The organism is Stenotrophomonas acidaminiphila (assembly GCF_001431595.1).
Taxonomy (GTDB): Bacteria; Pseudomonadota; Gammaproteobacteria; order Xanthomonadales; family Xanthomonadaceae; genus Stenotrophomonas; species Stenotrophomonas acidaminiphila.
The window spans coordinates 55437-71950 of the sequence record NZ_LDJO01000012.1 but is presented as its reverse complement, the minus strand read 5'-3'; the positions used below and the strand labels follow the sequence as shown (position 1 = coordinate 71950).

The 16514-nt window shown below is 68.4% G+C and carries 17 protein-coding genes; 3 read left to right on the top strand and 14 right to left on the bottom strand.

Going from position 1 to position 16514, the window contains the following annotated elements:
- Positions 1-62: 62 nt before the first annotated feature.
- The 6 genes from atpA to ABB33_RS02985 all read right to left on the bottom strand — a co-directional run bounded on the left by atpA (position 63) and on the right by ABB33_RS02985 (position 4335).
- Positions 63-1610, bottom strand: coding sequence for a F0F1 ATP synthase subunit alpha (gene atpA / locus ABB33_RS03010; protein WP_054661987.1), 1548 nt, complete (start codon positions 1608-1610; stop codon positions 63-65).
- Positions 1611-1654: 44 nt separating this feature from the next.
- On the bottom strand, positions 1655-2182 hold the full coding sequence (locus tag ABB33_RS03005; protein ID WP_054661984.1) for a F0F1 ATP synthase subunit delta: 528 nt from the start codon (positions 2180-2182) through the stop codon (positions 1655-1657).
- A gap of 3 nt (positions 2183-2185) precedes the next feature.
- On the bottom strand, positions 2186-2656 hold the full coding sequence (locus tag ABB33_RS03000; protein ID WP_056931086.1) for a F0F1 ATP synthase subunit B: 471 nt from the start codon (positions 2654-2656) through the stop codon (positions 2186-2188).
- 111 nt (positions 2657-2767) lie between these two features.
- Positions 2768-3070, bottom strand: a complete 303-nt coding sequence (gene atpE, locus ABB33_RS02995; RefSeq protein ID WP_054661978.1) for a F0F1 ATP synthase subunit C — start codon at positions 3068-3070, stop codon at positions 2768-2770.
- 74 nt (positions 3071-3144) lie between these two features.
- Positions 3145-3942, bottom strand: a complete 798-nt coding sequence (gene atpB, locus ABB33_RS02990; protein WP_054661975.1) for a F0F1 ATP synthase subunit A — start codon at positions 3940-3942, stop codon at positions 3145-3147.
- A gap of 27 nt (positions 3943-3969) precedes the next feature.
- Positions 3970-4335: an ATP synthase subunit I gene (locus tag ABB33_RS02985; RefSeq protein WP_192301415.1), complete on the bottom strand. Its 366-nt coding sequence runs from the start codon at positions 4333-4335 to the stop codon at positions 3970-3972.
- Positions 4336-4746: 411 nt separating this feature from the next.
- On the opposite strand from ABB33_RS02985, the gene ABB33_RS02980 reads away from it, so the two are divergent.
- The gene (locus ABB33_RS02980) at positions 4747-5571 is read left to right on the top strand and encodes a hypothetical protein (RefSeq protein WP_056931084.1); all 825 of its coding nucleotides are present in this window, start codon (positions 4747-4749) and stop codon (positions 5569-5571) included.
- A gap of 100 nt (positions 5572-5671) precedes the next feature.
- Here the strand turns inward: ABB33_RS02980 and lpdA are convergent, their stop codons facing one another.
- The 3 genes from lpdA to ABB33_RS02965 form a co-directional block, all read right to left on the bottom strand.
- Positions 5672-7819 carry a dihydrolipoyl dehydrogenase gene (gene lpdA, locus ABB33_RS02975; protein WP_082594962.1) on the bottom strand — a complete coding sequence of 716 codons (2148 nt, stop codon included), beginning with the start codon at positions 7817-7819 and terminating at the stop codon, positions 5672-5674.
- A gap of 17 nt (positions 7820-7836) precedes the next feature.
- Positions 7837-9213 (bottom strand): dihydrolipoyllysine-residue acetyltransferase, encoded by a 1377-nt coding sequence (locus ABB33_RS02970; protein ID WP_225546675.1) that lies wholly within the window; start codon positions 9211-9213, stop codon positions 7837-7839.
- Positions 9214-9373: 160 nt separating this feature from the next.
- A complete protein-coding gene (locus tag ABB33_RS02965) occupies positions 9374-9949 on the bottom strand; it encodes a DNA-deoxyinosine glycosylase (protein ID WP_056931083.1) in 576 nt (191 codons plus the stop codon).
- Between the two features lie 197 nt (positions 9950-10146).
- Here ABB33_RS02965 and ABB33_RS02960 point away from each other — a divergent pair, with 197 nt between their 5' ends.
- Entirely contained in the window at positions 10147-10788 is a 642-nt protein-coding gene (locus ABB33_RS02960; RefSeq protein WP_056931082.1) for an OmpW/AlkL family protein, read from the top strand.
- Positions 10789-10878: 90 nt separating this feature from the next.
- Here the strand turns inward: ABB33_RS02960 and ABB33_RS02955 are convergent, their stop codons facing one another.
- The 5 genes from ABB33_RS02955 to ABB33_RS02935 all read right to left on the bottom strand — a co-directional run bounded on the left by ABB33_RS02955 (position 10879) and on the right by ABB33_RS02935 (position 15297).
- The gene (locus ABB33_RS02955) at positions 10879-11637 is read right to left on the bottom strand and encodes a YiiX/YebB-like N1pC/P60 family cysteine hydrolase (protein WP_054661959.1); all 759 of its coding nucleotides are present in this window, start codon (positions 11635-11637) and stop codon (positions 10879-10881) included.
- 110 nt (positions 11638-11747) lie between these two features.
- Positions 11748-12548 carry a MetQ/NlpA family ABC transporter substrate-binding protein gene (locus ABB33_RS02950; RefSeq protein ID WP_054661956.1) on the bottom strand — a complete coding sequence of 267 codons (801 nt, stop codon included), beginning with the start codon at positions 12546-12548 and terminating at the stop codon, positions 11748-11750.
- Between the two features lie 28 nt (positions 12549-12576).
- Complete coding sequence (locus ABB33_RS02945; RefSeq protein ID WP_054661953.1) at positions 12577-13266, bottom strand: methionine ABC transporter permease; 690 nt, start codon at positions 13264-13266, stop codon at positions 12577-12579.
- Positions 13263-14270, bottom strand: coding sequence for a methionine ABC transporter ATP-binding protein (locus ABB33_RS02940; protein ID WP_056931081.1), 1008 nt, complete (start codon positions 14268-14270; stop codon positions 13263-13265). The genes ABB33_RS02945 and ABB33_RS02940 overlap by 4 nt, the downstream gene beginning before the upstream one ends.
- A 115-nt stretch (positions 14271-14385) precedes the next feature.
- On the bottom strand, positions 14386-15297 hold the full coding sequence (locus ABB33_RS02935; protein ID WP_056931080.1) for a DMT family transporter: 912 nt from the start codon (positions 15295-15297) through the stop codon (positions 14386-14388).
- Positions 15298-15375: 78 nt separating this feature from the next.
- On the opposite strand from ABB33_RS02935, the gene ABB33_RS02930 reads away from it, so the two are divergent.
- Entirely contained in the window at positions 15376-16476 is a 1101-nt protein-coding gene (locus tag ABB33_RS02930; protein ID WP_056931079.1) for a serine hydrolase domain-containing protein, read from the top strand.
- The last annotated feature ends 38 nt before the right edge of the window (positions 16477-16514 follow it).

Sequence of the window (16514 nt, the reverse complement as noted above, 5' to 3'; positions counted from 1 at the left end):
GCGGGGGCCTTCCCCCGCTGTGTCACAGTGAAGCGGGGCCAGGGCCCCGCTCTACGTGCGGCTTACCAGCTGCCGGTGGTCTTGAACTCGGAGATGCCCTTCTTGAAGGCGGCTTCGATCTCGTCGTTCCAGGCGCCGCTGGCGTTGATCTTGGCGGTCAGCTCGCCGGCGGTGTTGGCGAAGTGGGCGTGCAGGCCCTCTTCGAACGCCAGCAGCTTGTTGACCGGCACGTCGTCCAGGTAACCCTCGTTGACGGCGTAGATCGACAGCGCCTGGTTGGCGATGGACATCGGCGCGTACTGCTTCTGCTTCATCAGCTCGGTGACGCGCTGGCCGCGCTCGAGCTGCTTGCGGGTGGCTTCGTCCAGGTCCGAGGCGAACTGCGCGAACGCCGCCAGCTCGCGGTACTGCGCCAGCGAGATGCGGATGCCGCCGGACAGCTTCTTGATGATCTTGGTCTGGGCCGAGCCGCCGACGCGCGACACCGAGATACCGGCGTTCACGGCCGGGCGGATGCCGGCGTTGAACAGGTCGGTTTCCAGGAAGATCTGGCCGTCGGTGATCGAGATCACGTTGGTCGGGACGAACGCGGACACGTCGCCGGCCTGGGTCTCGATGATCGGCAGCGCGGTCAGCGAACCGGTCTTGCCGGTGACCTTGCCTTCGGTGAACTTCTCGACGTACTCCTCGGACACGCGGGCAGCGCGTTCGAGCAGGCGCGAGTGCAGGTAGAACACGTCGCCCGGGTAGGCTTCGCGGCCCGGCGGACGCTTCAGCAGCAGCGAGATCTGGCGGTAGGCCACGGCCTGCTTGGACAGGTCGTCGTACACGATCAGGGCGTCTTCGCCGCGATCCATGAAGTACTCGCCCATGGTGCAGCCGGAGTAGGCGCTGATGTACTGCATCGCGGCCGACTCGGAAGCCGTGGCGGCCACGACCACGGTGTGGGCCAGCGCGCCGTTCTCTTCCAGCTTGCGCACGATGTTGGCCACGGTCGAGGCCTTCTGGCCGATCGCGACGTACACGCACTTGATGCCGGTGCCCTTCTGGTTGATCACCGCGTCGATCGCCATGGCGGTCTTGCCGGTCTGGCGGTCACCGATGATCAGCTCGCGCTGGCCGCGGCCGATCGGGATCATCGAGTCGACCGACTTGTAACCGGTCTGCACCGGCTGGTCGACCGACTTGCGCCAGATCACGCCCGGGGCAACGCGCTCCACCGGTGCGGTCAGCGAGGTGCCCAGCGGGCCCTTGCCGTCGATCGGCTCGCCCAGCGCGTTGACCACGCGGCCGAGCATTTCCGGACCCACCGGCACTTCCAGGATGCGGCCGGTGGTCTTGGCCACGTCGCCTTCGCGCAGGTGCTCGTAGTCGCCCAGCACCACGGCGCCGACCGAGTCGCGCTCCAGATTCAGCGCCAGCGCGTAGGTGTTGTTCGGCAGCTCGATCATTTCGCCCTGCATCACGTCGGCCAGGCCGTAGATGCGCACGATGCCGTCGGACACCGAGGTCACGGTGCCTTCGTTGCGCGATTCCGCGGACAGCGCGACCTTCTCGATGCGGTTCTTGATCAGTTCGCTGATTTCGGAGGGGTTGAGCGTGGTAGCCATCGTCAAGTCCTAGTGCCGGCGATCAAGCCGGACGATAAGTGAATTCAGTTTGCGAGCGCGGTCTGCAGGCGCGACAGCTTGCCCTTGAGCGAACCATCGATGACCACGTCGCCGGCATCGATCACGGCGCCGCCGATCAGCGAAGCGTCCACCGCGGTCGAGACCTCGACGTCGCGGCCGAAACGCCTGCGCAGCGCGAGCTTGATCTTTTCCAGTTCGTCGGCCGAAAGCGCGGCCGCCGAGGTGACGGTGGCCTTGACCACGTTCTCGGCTTCGGCGCGCAGCTGGTCGAACAGGCCGGCGATTTCCGGCAGCTGCTGCAGGCGGTGCGACTCGGCCAGCAGGGTCAGGAAGCGGCCGTAGGTTTCACCCGCCGCTTCCGGGGCCAACAGGGCCACGGCGTCGCCGCGGGCCAGCTCCGGATTGGACAGCAGGGCCGACACGCGCGGATCGGCGGCAACGCGGGCGGAGAACGCAAGCGCTTCCGACCACGGCGCGAACTTGCCTTCCTCGCGCGCAATCGCAAACGCGGCGCGGGCATACGGGCGGGCAAGCGTGAGGGCCTGGCTCATCTATCAGATCTCCGCGGCCAGCTCGTCGAGCAGCGCCTTGTGGGCGTTGGCGTCGATTTCGCGTTTGAGCAGCTTCTCGGCACCGGTCACGGCCAGCGCGGACACCTGCTTGCGCAGGTCTTCGCGGGCGCGGTTGGCGGCGGCGTCGATTTCAGCCTGGGCCAGGTCTTTCTGGCGGTTGGCTTCGGCGATGGCTTCGTTCTTGGCGGCCTCGACGATCTGGTTGGCGCGGGCGTGGGCCTGGTCGATGATCTCGTTGGCCTTGCCACGGGCTTCCTTCAGCGCCTCGTTGACCTTCACTTCCGCCTGGGCCAGGTCTTTCTGGCTGCGGTCGGCAGCGGCGAGGCCTTCAGCGATCTTCTGCTGGCGCTCTTCGATGGCCTTCATCAGCGGCGGCCAGATCTTGGTCGCGATGATCCAGATCAGCGCGGCAAAGGCCAGTGCCTGTGCAAAGAGGGTGAGATTGATATTCATGGGTTAGCTCGATCGCTGGTGTCGGGGTGGTTGCGCCGCCGTGGCGGCGCAACCGGACCTTCATCCGAAGCCGGATGCCGTCAGGCACCCGGCCGTCTCACTTCAGCTGGATCAGCCCGCCAGCTTGGCGGCTTCGGCCAGCAGGGCAGCGGCCAGCGGGTTGGCGAAGGCCAGCAGCAGGCCGACGGCGACCGAGATGATGAACGCGGCGTCGATCAGGCCGGCGGTGATGAACATGCGGACCTGCAGGACCGGGATCAGTTCCGGCTGGCGGGCAGCCGATTCCAGGAACTTACCAGCCATGATGGCCAGACCCAGACCGGCGCCCAGCGCGGCCAGGCCGATCATGATGCCGACGGCAAGGGCGGTGGAGCTCTGAACTTGGGCGAGATTGGTCAGGACGGCGAAGTACATGGTTTTCTCCGAGAACTATGGGTAGCTAAGGGTGATGAAACGGATGAAGGTTGGAACTGGTTGAAGCTTGTAGCTTAGTGGCTGTCTTCCGACAGGCTCAGGTACACGATCGACAGCATCATGAAGATGAAGGCCTGCAGCGGAATCACCAACAGGTGGAACAGCATCCAGCCCAGGCCGAATACGCCACCGGCAACAGCACCGAACACGCCGGCGCCGCCCAGCACCCAGATCAGCAGGAAGACGATCTCGCCGCCGAACATGTTGCCGAACAGTCGCATCGCCAGGGAGATCGGCTTGCTCAGCCACTCGACGATGTTGAGGATCAGGTTGAACGGCATCATCCACTTGCCGAACGGGGCGGTCAGGAACTCCTTGACGAAGCCGACCAGGCCCTTGGAACTGAGCGAGAAGAAGACCATCAGGAAGAACACGCTGATCGACATGCCCAAGGTGGCATTGACGTCGGCGGTCGGCACCGGCTTCCAGTAGTGGACGCCCGCCCATTCCAGCGGCTTGGCGATGAAGTCGGCCGGGATCATCTTGATGAGGTTCATCAACAGGATCCAGAAGAAGATGGTGATCGCGATCGGCGTCACCAGCTTGCTCTTGCCGTGGTAGGTGTCCTTGGCCTGGCGGTCAACGAACTCCAGGCAGATCTCGACGAACGCCTGCCACTTGCCCGGCACGCCGGCGGTGGCCTTGCGGGTGGCCATCCAGAAGGCGAACACCATCAGCAGGCCCATCAGCACCGCGGTGACGACGGTATCGACGTGGATGGTCCAGAAGCTGCCGCCGTCCCCGACCTTGGCGGTCAGGTTCTGCAGGTGATGCTGGATATAGGTGGTAGGGGTTAGAGCCTCGCCCGCCATGAGTCCGGATACCTTTTATGAATTCGATCAACGCCTGGCCAGAGCCAGAACCTGGAACATCAGCGCCACTGGAATCGCCGCCAGCAGCGCCAAGGGAGGAAGCCGCCACCAGACGAACGCCATTGCCAGCACGGCGACAACCAGCACGATCTTCAGCGCGAACCCCAGGAACATGCGGATCATCGCCGAACCGGCGGCCTGAACGCCGCCGCCGAGCCCCACCCATGCCGCCAGCACCGTCCCCGCCACCACCGCCGCGCCTGAAACCAGCGCACCGAGGGCGTACTTCGGCCCCACCAGCAGGAAGGCCAGCGCCAGGACAACCACTGCGACCAGCGGGTACACCGCGGCACGCAGCATCAGCCGCCGACCCGCATCAACGGAGTTCAGCACGTGGAATGTCCTGCTTCATGGAACAAGGAGATCTGGGCGGCGCCAGGGGGCGCCTCGTCGAGCCGCGAAAGTATAGCAGCGGGACATTTTGCGAGACAACCGCCACAAGCCGCCCCCGGCGGATCGCAAGTTGTGGCATTTACTGGATTTTTCGGCTGGGCCGGGTTAGGACGGGCAAATCCCGTTTTTGCGCCGCAGCATGCGGAACTTCGGCCGCGGCGGCGGGTCACACATGCACGTCCGCCGCCATTACCTCGTCGATGTGCGCGACGGACGCACAGGGCGAGGTGGCCCGCCCAGGGCCACCTCGCCGCATTTTGCACACCGCGTGCACTCCGCGGTCACGCAGGTGCCACATCGCTTCGGCCACGGTAGCCGCTCCCTGATTTCCTACACGGAGCGAACCGAACGATGCGCCTCCCCCCGCACCTCACGACCTGCGCGTCCTGCGCGCTTGCCCTGGCCCTGCTGCAGGCCGCGCCCGCCCACGCCGCGGACGGCGATCCGCGCTTCACGCTGCGCCTGGGCGCGATGAACATCGATTCGTCCAATACCCTGCGCGGCAGCGGCACGGTCGGTGGCCAGGAACTGGCCTTCGACGAGGATTTCGACCTCGGCGGCAAGGAATGGGAGCCGCGCGTGGACGGCCTGTTCCGCATCAGCGAGCGGCAGCGGCTGATCTTCGATTACTTCCGCTACGACAAGGACCGCCGCCAGGCGCTGGGCGAGAGCATCAGCTTCGACGGCACCACGGTGCCGGCCGGCAGCTTCGTCAAGGGCAACCTGAAGTACCAGGTGGCCAGCCTGGTCTATGACTACGCGGTGGTCGACGGCGAGCGCTTCGACCTCGGCCTGCAGCTCGGCGCCGAGTACGCCAAGGTGGACGCCAACGCCTATGCCGATCTCGGCCAGCTGTACCAGGGCCAGGTGCTCGACGAGAAGACCGACGGCATCGCCCCGGTGGTCGGCGCGCGCCTGACCTTCACCCCGTCCGAGCACTGGCTGATCAACCTGCAGGGCCAGTACCTCAACACGCGCTGGGGCAACTTCGATGACTACGAAGGCGACCTGAGCCGCGCCAACGCCATCGTGCAGTACAACGTCAACCCGAACTTCGGCATCTTCGCCGGCTACGACTGGTTCAAGCTCGACGTAGACCGCAAGGGAAGCGATGGGCTCATCGGCCTGAAGCAGGAATTCAAGGGCCCGCTGGTGGGCGTGAGCCTGTCGTTCTGACCCGGCCGCGCGCGCCACCACCGGTGGCGTGCTTTCCGCCGGAGCCAGGAACAACGACGCCCCGGCGAAGGGGCGTCGTGACGATCACGGCGTATGCCGCTTACTTCTTCTTCGGGATGTACAGGTCGGTGATGGTGCCGTCGTAGATTTCCGAAGCCATCGCCACCGATTCGCTCAGCGTCGGGTGGGCGTGGATGGTGTGGCCGATGTCCTCGGCCTCGGCGCCCATCTCGATGGCCAGTCCGATCTCGGCCAGCAGTTCGCCGGCATGCACGCCGACGATGGCGCCGCCGATCACGCGGTGGGTTTCCTCGTCGAACACCAGCTTGGTGAAGCCCTCGGTGCGGCCGATGCCGATGGCGCGGCCGCTGGCCGCCCACGGGAACTTGGCCACGCCGACCTTCAGCCCCTTGGCCTTGGCCTCGGTCTCGGTGACGCCGACCCAGGCGATCTCCGGGTTGGTGTAGGCCACCGACGGAATCACCCGCGCCACCCACTCCTTCTTCTCGCCGAAGGCGACTTCCGCGGCCAGCTTGCCCTCGTGCGTGGCCTTGTGCGCCAGCATCGGGTTACCGACGATGTCGCCGATGGCGAAGATGTGCGGGACGTTGGTGCGCATCTGCCGGTCGACCGGGATGAAGCCACGCTCGATCACTTCCACGCCGGCCTTGTCGGCATCGATCTTCTTGCCGTTCGGCGCGCGGCCCACGGCCACCAGCACGCGGTCGAAGGTGCCGCTCTGCATCGCCGGCTTCTCGCCCTCGGTGGCGGCCTCGAAGGTCACGGTGATGCCCTTCTTGTCGGCGGTGACGCCCGACGCCCTGGTCTTCAGGTGCACTTCGATGCCCTGCTTCTTCAGGCGCTCGGCCAGCGGCTTGACCAGGTCCTTGTCGGCACCCGGCATCAGCTGGTCCATGAACTCGACCACGGTGACCTGGGCGCCCAGCGCGCTGTACACGGTGGCCATTTCCAGGCCGATGATGCCGCCGCCGACGACCAGCAGCGACTTCGGCACTTCGGCCAGTTCCAGCGCGTCGGTGGAATCCATCACGCGCTTGTCGTCCCACGGGAAGTTCGGCAGCTTCACCGCCTGCGAGCCGGCGGCGATGATGCACTGCTCGAAGCGCAGCAGCTGGGTCTTGCCGTCGTCGCCGGTGATCTCCAGCTCGTTGGCCGAAACGAACTTGGCCACGCCCTGCACGGTGCGCACCTTGCGCTGCCTGGCCATGCCGGCCAGGCCCTTGGTCAGCTGGCCGACGACCTTTTCCTTGTACTCGCGCAGCTTGTCCAGGGTGATCTTCGGCTTGCCGAAGGCGATGCCCAGCTCATCGGCATGCGCGGCATGGTCGATGATCTCGGCCGCATGCAGCAGCGCCTTGGACGGGATGCAGCCGACGTTGAGGCAGACGCCGCCGAGGCTGGCGTAGCGCTCGACCAGCACCGTGTCCATGCCCAGGTCGGCCGAACGGAACGCGGCGGTATAGCCGCCCGGGCCGGCGCCCAGCACCACCATCCGGCATTCGATGTCGGCGGCGCGGCCGGTCGACGGCAGCGCGCGGGCGGCCACGGCCGGGTCCGGCGCGCGGTGCGACGGGGTCACCGGCGGCCTGCTGCCCGGCGCCACGTTGCCGGCGCCGGCCGCGGGCGTGGCGCCCTGCGCGTCCAGCACCACCACCACGTCGCCCTCGGACAGCTTGTCGCCGAGCTTGACCTTGATCTCCTTGACCACGCCGGCGGCGGTGGACGGCACTTCCAGCGTGGCCTTGTCCGATTCCAGCGTCACCAGCCCCTGGTCCTTCTTCACCGTATCGCCCACGGCCACCAGGATCTCGATCACCGGCACGCCGCTGTAGTCGCCGATGTCCGGCACCTTGACCTCGACCGGGCCGGTTGCGGCCGCGGTGGCCGGCGCACTGACCGCCGCCGGAGCGGCCGCGGCGGCCGGCTGCGCGGCGGGAGCGCGGGTCGCGGCCGGGGCAGCGGCGGGCGCCGGCGTGGCAGCCGCGCCTTCGGCCTCCAGCACCACCACCACGTCGCCCTCGGACAGCTTGTCGTCGAGCTTGACCTTGATCTCCTTGACCACGCCGGCGGCGGTGGACGGCACTTCCAGCGTCGCCTTGTCCGACTCCAGCGTCACCAGGCCCTGGTCCTTGGCCACCGTGTCGCCCACGGCCACCAGGATCTCGATCACCGGCACGTTGCTGTAATCGCCGATGTCGGGGACTTTGACTTCAATCGTGTTCGCCATCTTTCAAGTCCTCGGGATCAGAGCAGCACGCGGCGCATGTCGGCCAGCACCTGCGACAGGTACGTGGTGAAGCGCGCGGCCAGGGCGCCGTCGATGACGCGGTGGTCGTAGCTCAGCGACAGCGGCAGCAGCAGCTTCGGTGCGAATTCCCTGCCGTTCCAGACCGGCTGGATCGACGACTTGGAGACGCCGAGGATGGCCACTTCCGGGGCGTTGACGATCGGGGTGAACGCGGTGCCGCCGATGCCGCCCAGCGAGCTGATCGAGAAGCAGCCGCCGCTCATGTCGGCCGGGCCCAGCTTGCCGTCGCGCGCCTTCTTGGCCAGCTCGCCGGTTTCCTGCGCGATCTGCACCACGCCCTTCTTGTCCACGTCGCGGATGACCGGCACGACCAGGCCGTTCGGCGTGTCGGCGGCAAAGCCGATGTGGAAGTACTTCTTCAGGGTCAGGTTCTCGCCGCTGGCATCCAGCGAGGCGTTGAACTCGGGGAACTTCTTCAGCGCCGCGGCGCTGGCCTTGATCAGGAACGCGAGCATGGTCAGCTTGATGCCGGCCTTCTCGTTTTCCTTGTTCAGCGCCACGCGCAGGGCTTCCAGCTCGGTGATGTCGGCCTGGTCGAACTGGGTGACGTGCGGGATCATCGCCCAGTTGCGCGCCAGGTTGGCGCCGGAGATCTTCTTGATCCGCGACAGCGGCTGCACTTCGGTCTCGCCGAACTTGGCGAAGTCCACCTTCGGCCACGGCAGCAGGTTCAGGCCACCGCCGGCGGCGGCCGCGGAACCGGCCACGGCGGCACCACCGCCGGTCAATGCGCCCTTGACGAACTTCTGCACGTCGGCCTTGGTGATGCGGCCACCCTTCTCGGTGCCGGCCACCTGGGCCAGGTCCACGCCCAGCTCGCGGGCGAACACGCGCACCGCCGGGCTGGCATAGGGCACGTTGGACGGCAGCACGCCTTCGGCATTGAACTGCACCGGCGGGCTGGCCGGCCTGGTCGCAGCCAGCACGGATTCCTGGGCGATCTCGCGCTGGGCCAGCTTGTCCGCCACCGGGGCCACGGCCACCGGCTCGACCCTGGCGCCGGTCTCGGCGGTCGGCTCGACCTTGGCAGGCGCAGCCGGCGCGGCGGCGGCGGCAGGCTTTGCGCCCTCCTCGGCCACTTCGATCAGCGCCACGACCTTGCCCTCGGACAGGGTGTCGCCGACCTTGACCTTGATTTCCCTGACCACGCCGGCCACGGCCGACGGCACTTCCATCGTGGCCTTGTCCGATTCCAGCGTCACCAGACCCTGGTCCTTCACGACCGTATCACCGACGGCGACCAGCACTTCGATCACCGGGATGTCGCTGTAGTCACCGATATCGGGGACAACTGCTTCCTTGATTTCGGCCATGAAACTACTCCAGCAACAGTGAGGGAAACTCCTATTGTGGCGCCAGTGCGCCGCAGCGCCAACCGCCGCCCTTGGATTCGCCTACGTATGTCCGCGGACAAGGACGGGCCATGGCATGCCGGCCGTGGGCGCGGCCGCCCGCCACGCGGGCATCGCCGGGCTACCGCTGTCCCGGCCTGTCCCGGCAGCCAGGTGCCGGGGAAATGGACTGTTCCGCCACCGGCAACCACGGCGCCAGCCGGCGCCATTCATCCAGCAGCCGCGCGAACGACCAGGCGGCGTTGGCCGGGCTGGTGGACGGCAGCGCCAGCACGGTCAATCCATGTCCGGCCGGCAGCGCGGGCGCGACGTGGCGCTCGAACGCCTGCGCCGCCGCGGCGCCGTTGCAGGCAATGGCCTGCAGCCGCGGCAACTCCCGCACCAGCGCCGGCACCGCGTTGGCGACCTCGCTGCCGCGGACGATGGCCGCATCCAGGCTGCCGCGTCGCCGGCAACGGCCGATCACGTCCCACAGCCCGACGCCGGCCTGCTGCAGCCGGGCCAGCCGCTGCGCGGGGTCCAGCTGCGGGTCGAAGCCGCACAGCGCGCCCATCAGCGGCCAGAAGCGATTGCGTGGATGCGCGTAGTAACGCGCCGCCTGCAGCGAGGCCATGCCCGGCATCGAGCCGAGCACGAGCACGCGGCAGCGCGCATTCACCTGCGCAGGCAGCCCCTGCAGCACCGTTTCGTTCGTCACGCGCGATCCAACTCCATGAATGGTTTTCCGGCGCCCGCCACCGGCGTTCCGGACCTTGCGCCATTTTCGCTGAACGTCATCGCGCACGCGCCACCACGCGTACGCATCGATTCATGCTGCCTTGGCGAGGATGGGCGCGCCCCGAACGAGGGCCTCGATAACAACGCAATCCCGAGAGCACTACGAGGAGTCACCCCATGCGTACCATCAAGATCATGAGCTTCGCCGTCCTCGGCGCCCTGGCGCTGTCGCCGGCCGCGTTCGCGCAGGATGCCGGCGCCGACACCGCGTCCGGCAAGCGCTTCGCCGTCGTCGGCGGCGTGACCCTGCTGCAGCCCAAGAGCGGCCCGGCCACCGGCATCGACAAGGTCGACGGCGGCCCGGCGCCGACGCTCAGCGCCAGCTATTACTTCAACGACAACGTCGCCGTCGAGCTGTGGGGCGCGGCCGACAAGTTCGACCATCGCGTGCGCACCAGCGGCGGCGCCAAGGCCGGCACCGTCGAGCAGCAGCCGCTGGCGCTGAGCGCCCAGTACCACTTCGGCGCCGCCGACAACGTGTTCCGTCCGTTCGTGGGCGCCGGCTATTACCAGTCCAATTTCACCAACGAGAAGATCGACGGCCTGGCCGCCAGCGGCGACCATGTCGGCCTGCGCACCGCCAAGGGCGCGATCGGCACGGTCGGCGTGGACATGAACATCAACTCCACCTGGTTCGCCCGTGCCGACGCACGCTACATGCATGCGCGCCCGGAACTGAGCGTGGCCGGTGCCGGCACCGGCGAGAAGCTGAAGCTGGACCCGTGGACCGTGGGCTTCGGTATCGGCGCCCGCTTCTGACCCGGGCCAGGGCCCGCGTTGCCGGCAGGCACGGATCGTCCGCGATCCGTGCCTGTCGCGTTCATGGCGCCCGGGCGGGCGCCGGCGGCCTCACGGGGTGCCGTCCTCGCCCCATTGCAGGGTGCGGTAGTCGAAGCCCATCTGCAGGCGCGGCTTGACGATCTCGAAGAACGGCGACACGTCGAAATCGCGCGGCGTGTAGAGGCTGTAGTTGCGGATATGCAGTATCTCGCGCTGCTGCTGGCGCCCGCCGGCATGGCCGAGCACGGTCTCGATCTCGGGCAGGATCGGGTAGCGGATCGACTCGAACGCCTGGGCCAGCAGGGTCGAGCAAATGGCCTTGGTCGGCTCGCCGCTGCCCAGCGCGATCATCCGCCGGCGCATGTGCCCGGGCACCGGCGGCAGGATCAGGTAGCGCGCCAGGTCGAACACGTTCTTCAGGTCGTAGCTGTAGCCGATGCGCGCGCGCATGAAGCCGACCAGCTGGTCGATCACCGGCGGCGGCAGTCCGTGCGGACGGCAGATGCGGGTATGCCCGTCGGTGAAGGCGTCCAGCGGCACGCGCCGCACCCCCGCCTCCACGTCCACGTCGATCAGCATCGGCCGCCGCGGCCCGCCCGCTTCCAGCGCCTCCTCGCCGATATACAGCGCGGCATGCGACCAGGTGGACTGGGTGAGGTACTTGATCACGGTGGAAAAGCGGCTGTTGCCTTCCACCAGCAGCACGTCGCCACGCCGCAGGGTGCGCGCCAGCAGCTGCGGGCCGCTGGTGGGCGGGTGCGCCTGGCGGCGTCGCGGCTGGGCCAGGAAATGCGCCATGCGACGCCCGGCGAAACGCAGCAACCCCATCGGCAAGCTCCCCTGGAACGGAGCATGAGCCTAACGGCAGCGGCGCGATGCCGCCAAATCGCGCGCGCCGGCGCAGTGCGCCCGCGCCGGGGCGGGCGCAGCGGCCATCCTCAGAACGCCGGCAACACCGCGCCCTGGTACTTGCTCTGGATGAAGGCCTTCACTTCCGGACCGGTCAGCGCCTTGGCCAGCTTCTGCACGCGCGGGTCGTCGCGGTTGTCCGGGCGCGCGACCAGGAAGTTCACGTACGGCGAATCCTTGCTCTCGATCGCCAGCGCGTCACGGGTCGGCTCGAGCCCGGCGTCGAGCGCATAGTTGGTGTTGATCAGCGCCAGGTCGACCTGGTCGAGCACGCGCGGCAGCATCGCCGAGTCCAGCTCGCGGAACTTGAGCTGCTTCGGGTTGTCGATGATGTCGCGCTGGGTGGACAGCGCGTTGGACGGATCCTTCAGCTTGATGACGCCGGCCTTGTCCAGCAGGATCAGCGCGCGGCTGTTGTTGCTCGGGTCATTGGGGATGACCACGTCGGCGCCGGCCGGCAGCTCGGCCAGCGACTTGACCCGGCGCGAGTACGCACCGAACGGCTCGATGTGCACGCCGACCACGGTCACCAGCTGGGTCTTGCGGTCGCGGTTGTAGGCATCCAGGTACGGCTCGGTCTGGAAATAGTTGGCGTCGACCTGCTTCTGCACCAGCTGGTCGTTGGGCTGCACGTAGTCGTTGAACACACGCACGTCCAGGGTGACGCCCTGCTTTTCCAGGATCGGCTTGACCACTTGCAGGATCTCGGCATGCGGCACCGCGGTGGCGGCCACCACCAGCCTGGACTCGTCGGTGGCGGGCTTGCCGCAGGCCGCCAGCGCCAACACGGCGGCAGCGGCGAGCAACGGGCGGAACAGGGAAGTCTTCATCGGGATTCCAGTGCGGGAAGGGGGCCGCTCAGCGGCGAGTGTAGTGGCGCACCAGCCGGTCGCCCAGCATCTGCAGCAGCTGTACCAGCACCAGCAGCAGCACCACCGTGACCAGCGCCACGTCGGTGTGCGAACGCTGGTAGCCGTCGCGGAAGGCCAGGTCGCCGAGTCCGCCCGAGCCGATGGCGCCGCCCATTGCGGTGAAGCCGATCAGGGCGATGGTGGTGACCGTGGCGCCGGCGATCAGGCCCGGCCGCGCTTCGGGCAGCAGCACCTTGAACACCAGTTGCGCGGTGGTGGCGCCCATGGCCTGGCTGGCCTCGATCACGCCGCGGTCCACTTCGCGCAGCGCGGTCTCGACCAGCCGCGCATAGAACGGCGCGGCGCCGACCACCAGGGGCAGGATCGCGCCACGCACGCCCAGCGATGTGCCCATCAGCGCCAGCGTCAGCGGGATCAGCACGATCATCAGGATGATGAAGGGCACCGAACGCAGCACGTTCACCAGCAGCGCGGTGACGCCGTACAGCAGCGGGCGGCGGTGCAGCTGCGGCGAGCCGGTGAGGAACAGCAGCACGCCCAGCGGCAGGCCGATGGCCATGGTCAGCGGCAGCGAGCCGGCCAGCATCAGCAGCGTGTCGATGGTGGCCTGGCCGATGTCGGCCCACTTGCCCGCATCCAGGTGGCGGAAGAAACCGCCGGCGGTGGCGACGATCATCGACGCAGTTCCTCCACATGCACGCCGGCCTCGACGAAGCCGGCCTGGGCCGCGTTCTGGTCGCCGCCCACCAGGGCCACGGTCAGCTGCCCGTAGGGCGTGTCCTTGATCCGGTCGATGCGGCCGGACAGGATGTTGTAGTCCACCCCGGTCTGCCGCGCGATGCGGCCCAGCAGCGGTTCGTAGGTACCGTCGCCGAGGAAGGTCAGGCGCACGATGCGCCCGCCCACGGCGGCGAAATCGCGGTGCAGCTCACCTTCGTCCACGTGCTCGGATTCGGAGACGAAACGGCGCGTGGTGGGGTGCTGCGGGTGCAGGAACACCTCGCTGACCGGCCCGCTCTCGACCAGGTGGCCGGCATCGAGCACCGCCACGCGGTCGCAGACCCGGCGGATCACGTCCATCTCGTGAGTGATCAGCACGATGGTCAGGCCCAGCTCGCGGTTGATCCTGGACAGCAGCGCCAGCACCGAGGCGGTGGTCTGCGGGTCGAGCGCGCTGGTGGCCTCGTCGCACAGCAGGATCTTCGGCCCGGTGGCCAGCGCGCGGGCGATGCCCACCCGCTGCTTCTGCCCGCCGGACAGCTGCGCCGGGTACTTGGCCGCGTGCGCCTCCAGGCCGACGGTATGCAGCAGCTCGGCCACGCGCGCGTCGATCCGCGCCTTCGGCGTGCCGGCCAGCTCCAGCGGAAACGCGACGTTGCCGGCCACGGTGCGCGCCGACAGCAGGTTGAAGTGCTGGAAGATCATGCCGATGCGCCGGCGCAGCGCGCGCATGCCATCGGCATCGAGCGCGGCGGCGTCCTGGCCGTCGATCAGCACGCGGCCGCCACTGGGCTCCTCGAGGCGGTTGATCAGGCGGATCAGGGTCGACTTGCCGGCGCCGGAGTGGCCGATGATGCCGAACACCTCGCCGGCGCCGATGGTCAGGTCGAGCGGATGCAGCGCGGTGATCGCGCGGCCGTCCACGGCATAGGATTTGTGCAGGTTCTGGAACTCGATCACGGCCAGGGCGGGTGGACGGACGGAAGGGCGGCAAGCCTAGCAGCGCCGCGGCCGCGGCGCCCGCACGGGCAGCGGGAATCTTATTCCTTTTGGTTCTATGCGGACCGGCCGGCGTTCAGGGATGGTCCACCTGCCCGGCCCGCCGCGCATGCTGTACCCGCTCGCGGTGCAGCAGGTACAGGCCGCTGGCGACGATGATCGCCGCACCGATCCAGGTCATCCGGTCCGGCAGCACGCCCCACAGCAGCAGGTCCCAGCCGATCACCCAGACCAGGCCGGTGTACTCCAGCGGCGCGATCATCGACGCCTGGCCCAGCTGGAAGGCGCGGGTCAGCGCGATCTGGCCCAGCGCGCCGGCCAGGCCCATGCCTGCGATCAGCCCTGCGTGCCGCCACTGCAGCGGCTGCCACTGCGGCCAGGCCAGCAGCCCGGCGCCGATCGCCATGATCAGCAGGAACCACACCACCATCGCCTGCGGGGTGTCGGTACGGGTCAACAGGCTCACCGTCACCGCCGCGATCGCGTAGGCGGTGGCCGCCAGCAGCACCATCAGCCCCGGCAGCGAGATGAAGCCGTCCATGCCCGGGCGCAGCACCACCAGCACCCCGACCAGGCCGACGCCGATCGCGACCCAGCGCCGCGGCCCCACCCGCTCGCCCAGCAGCGGCACCGACAGCGCGGCCACCAGCAGCGGTGCGACGAAATAGATCGAATAGGCGGTGGACAGCGGCAGGCTGCGCAGCGCGTAGACGAAGCAGCCGATCATGGCCATGCCCAGCGCGCCGCGCAGCAGGTGCAGGCCCCAGCGCACCGGGATCAGCGAGCGCGGCCCGGCGGTGGCCAGCACCCACACCAGCACGAACGGCAGCGAGGCGGCGCCGCGCAGCATGGTCACCTGCAGGGTCGGATAGCCGGCCGACAGCAGCTTCATGCCGGCATCCATCAGCGAGAAGAAGGCGACGGCCGACAGCATCCACGCCACGGCGGCGGCGGGGGAGCGCGAGACAGAGGGGGAAGAAACGGACATGGCGCGATTATCGCAGGCCGTGCCGGTACCCGCTGCGCTGCCGCTATGCTCGCCCCATCTTCCGCCGGAGCCGGACGCATGCCTGCCACTTCCATCCCGCTTCGCCCGCTGGCCGCGCTGGCCCTGTCCCTGGCCTGCACGACGGTGGCCGCGCAGGCGCCTTCGGCCACCGACCTGGCGCGGCTGGACGGCTTCGTCCTCGGGCTGGAGACCGCCGGACGCTTTTCCGGCGTGGTGCTGGTCGCGCACGACGGCAAGGTGGTGTTCGAGAAGGCCTACGGCCCGCGCGACGAGAATGGCGGTGCACCACTGCGTGTCGACGACCGCCTGAACCTGGCCTCGGCCGGCAAGATGTTCACCAGCGTGGCGATCCTGCAGCAGGTCGCCGCCGGCCGCCTCACCCTGGACAGTCGCGTCGGCGAGGTGCTGCCGGACTACCCCAACCGTGCCTTCGCCGACACCGTGACGGTGCGCCAGCTGCTCACCCATACCGCCGGCGCGGGCGACGTCGATGAACTGTTCGGCGCCACGCATGCGGCCGAACGCACGCGGCTGCGCACGCCGGCCGACATCATCGCCCTGCACGGCAACCGGCCGCCGGAGTTCGCGCCGGGTACGCAGCAGAAATACGGCAACTACGGCTACGTGGTGCTGGGGCGCATGGTCGAGGTGCTGTCCGGGCAGGATTTCGAGTCCTACATCCGCACGCATGTGCTGGCACCGGCTGCGATGTCGCGCACCGGCTTCGTCGACTGCGACGATCCGGCACCGGACCTGGCGGTGGGCTATGCAGAAGTCGAAGGCAAGCGCGTGCGCAACTGCGCCACGCTGCCGGTGCGCGGTTTCGCCGCCGGCGGGCAGGTGGCGCCGGCCGGCGACCTGCTGCGCTTCGTGCAGGCACTGGTCGACGGCCGGCTGCTGCCCCAGCCGCTGTTCAGGCAGGCGACCACGCCGCAGCGCGAGTTCATGGGCCTTGGCTTCTTCGCCACCGGCTACGGCGAGGGCGTGCCCGAACGCGATTTCCGCTGGGGCCACGGCGGCAGCGCCGACGGCATCTGCACGGACGTGCGCACCTACCCGCATACCGGCGAAACGGTGATCGTGCTGTCCAACAGGGACGCCCCGGCCTGCTACGCGGCAGCCAACCTGCTGCATGCGCAGTGGAAGCAGGCGCGCTGACCACGGCCCTCCCGGGCGATGGCCTAGAATGGCCGCTG

Coding starts and splice junctions, on each gene's coding strand:
- atpA (WP_054661987.1), bottom strand. CDS start 1,610: ATGGCTACCACGCTCAACCCCTCCGAAATCAGCGAACTGATCAAGAAC.
- ABB33_RS03005 (WP_054661984.1), bottom strand. CDS start 2,182: ATGAGCCAGGCCCTCACGCTTGCCCGCCCGTATGCCCGCGCCGCGTTT.
- ABB33_RS03000 (WP_056931086.1), bottom strand. CDS start 2,656: ATGAATATCAATCTCACCCTCTTTGCACAGGCACTGGCCTTTGCCGCG.
- atpE (WP_054661978.1), bottom strand. CDS start 3,070: ATGTACTTCGCCGTCCTGACCAATCTCGCCCAAGTTCAGAGCTCCACC.
- atpB (WP_054661975.1), bottom strand. CDS start 3,942: ATGGCGGGCGAGGCTCTAACCCCTACCACCTATATCCAGCATCACCTG.
- ABB33_RS02980 (WP_056931084.1), top strand. CDS start 4,747: ATGCGCCTCCCCCCGCACCTCACGACCTGCGCGTCCTGCGCGCTTGCC.
- lpdA (WP_082594962.1), bottom strand. CDS start 7,819: ATGGCGAACACGATTGAAGTCAAAGTCCCCGACATCGGCGATTACAGC.
- ABB33_RS02970 (WP_225546675.1), bottom strand. CDS start 9,213: ATGGCCGAAATCAAGGAAGCAGTTGTCCCCGATATCGGTGACTACAGC.
- ABB33_RS02960 (WP_056931082.1), top strand. CDS start 10,147: ATGCGTACCATCAAGATCATGAGCTTCGCCGTCCTCGGCGCCCTGGCG.
- ABB33_RS02955 (WP_054661959.1), bottom strand. CDS start 11,637: ATGGGGTTGCTGCGTTTCGCCGGGCGTCGCATGGCGCATTTCCTGGCC.
- ABB33_RS02950 (WP_054661956.1), bottom strand. CDS start 12,548: ATGAAGACTTCCCTGTTCCGCCCGTTGCTCGCCGCTGCCGCCGTGTTG.
- ABB33_RS02945 (WP_054661953.1), bottom strand. CDS start 13,266: ATGATCGTCGCCACCGCCGGCGGTTTCTTCCGCCACCTGGATGCGGGC.
- ABB33_RS02935 (WP_056931080.1), bottom strand. CDS start 15,297: ATGTCCGTTTCTTCCCCCTCTGTCTCGCGCTCCCCCGCCGCCGCCGTG.
- ABB33_RS02930 (WP_056931079.1), top strand. CDS start 15,376: ATGCCTGCCACTTCCATCCCGCTTCGCCCGCTGGCCGCGCTGGCCCTG.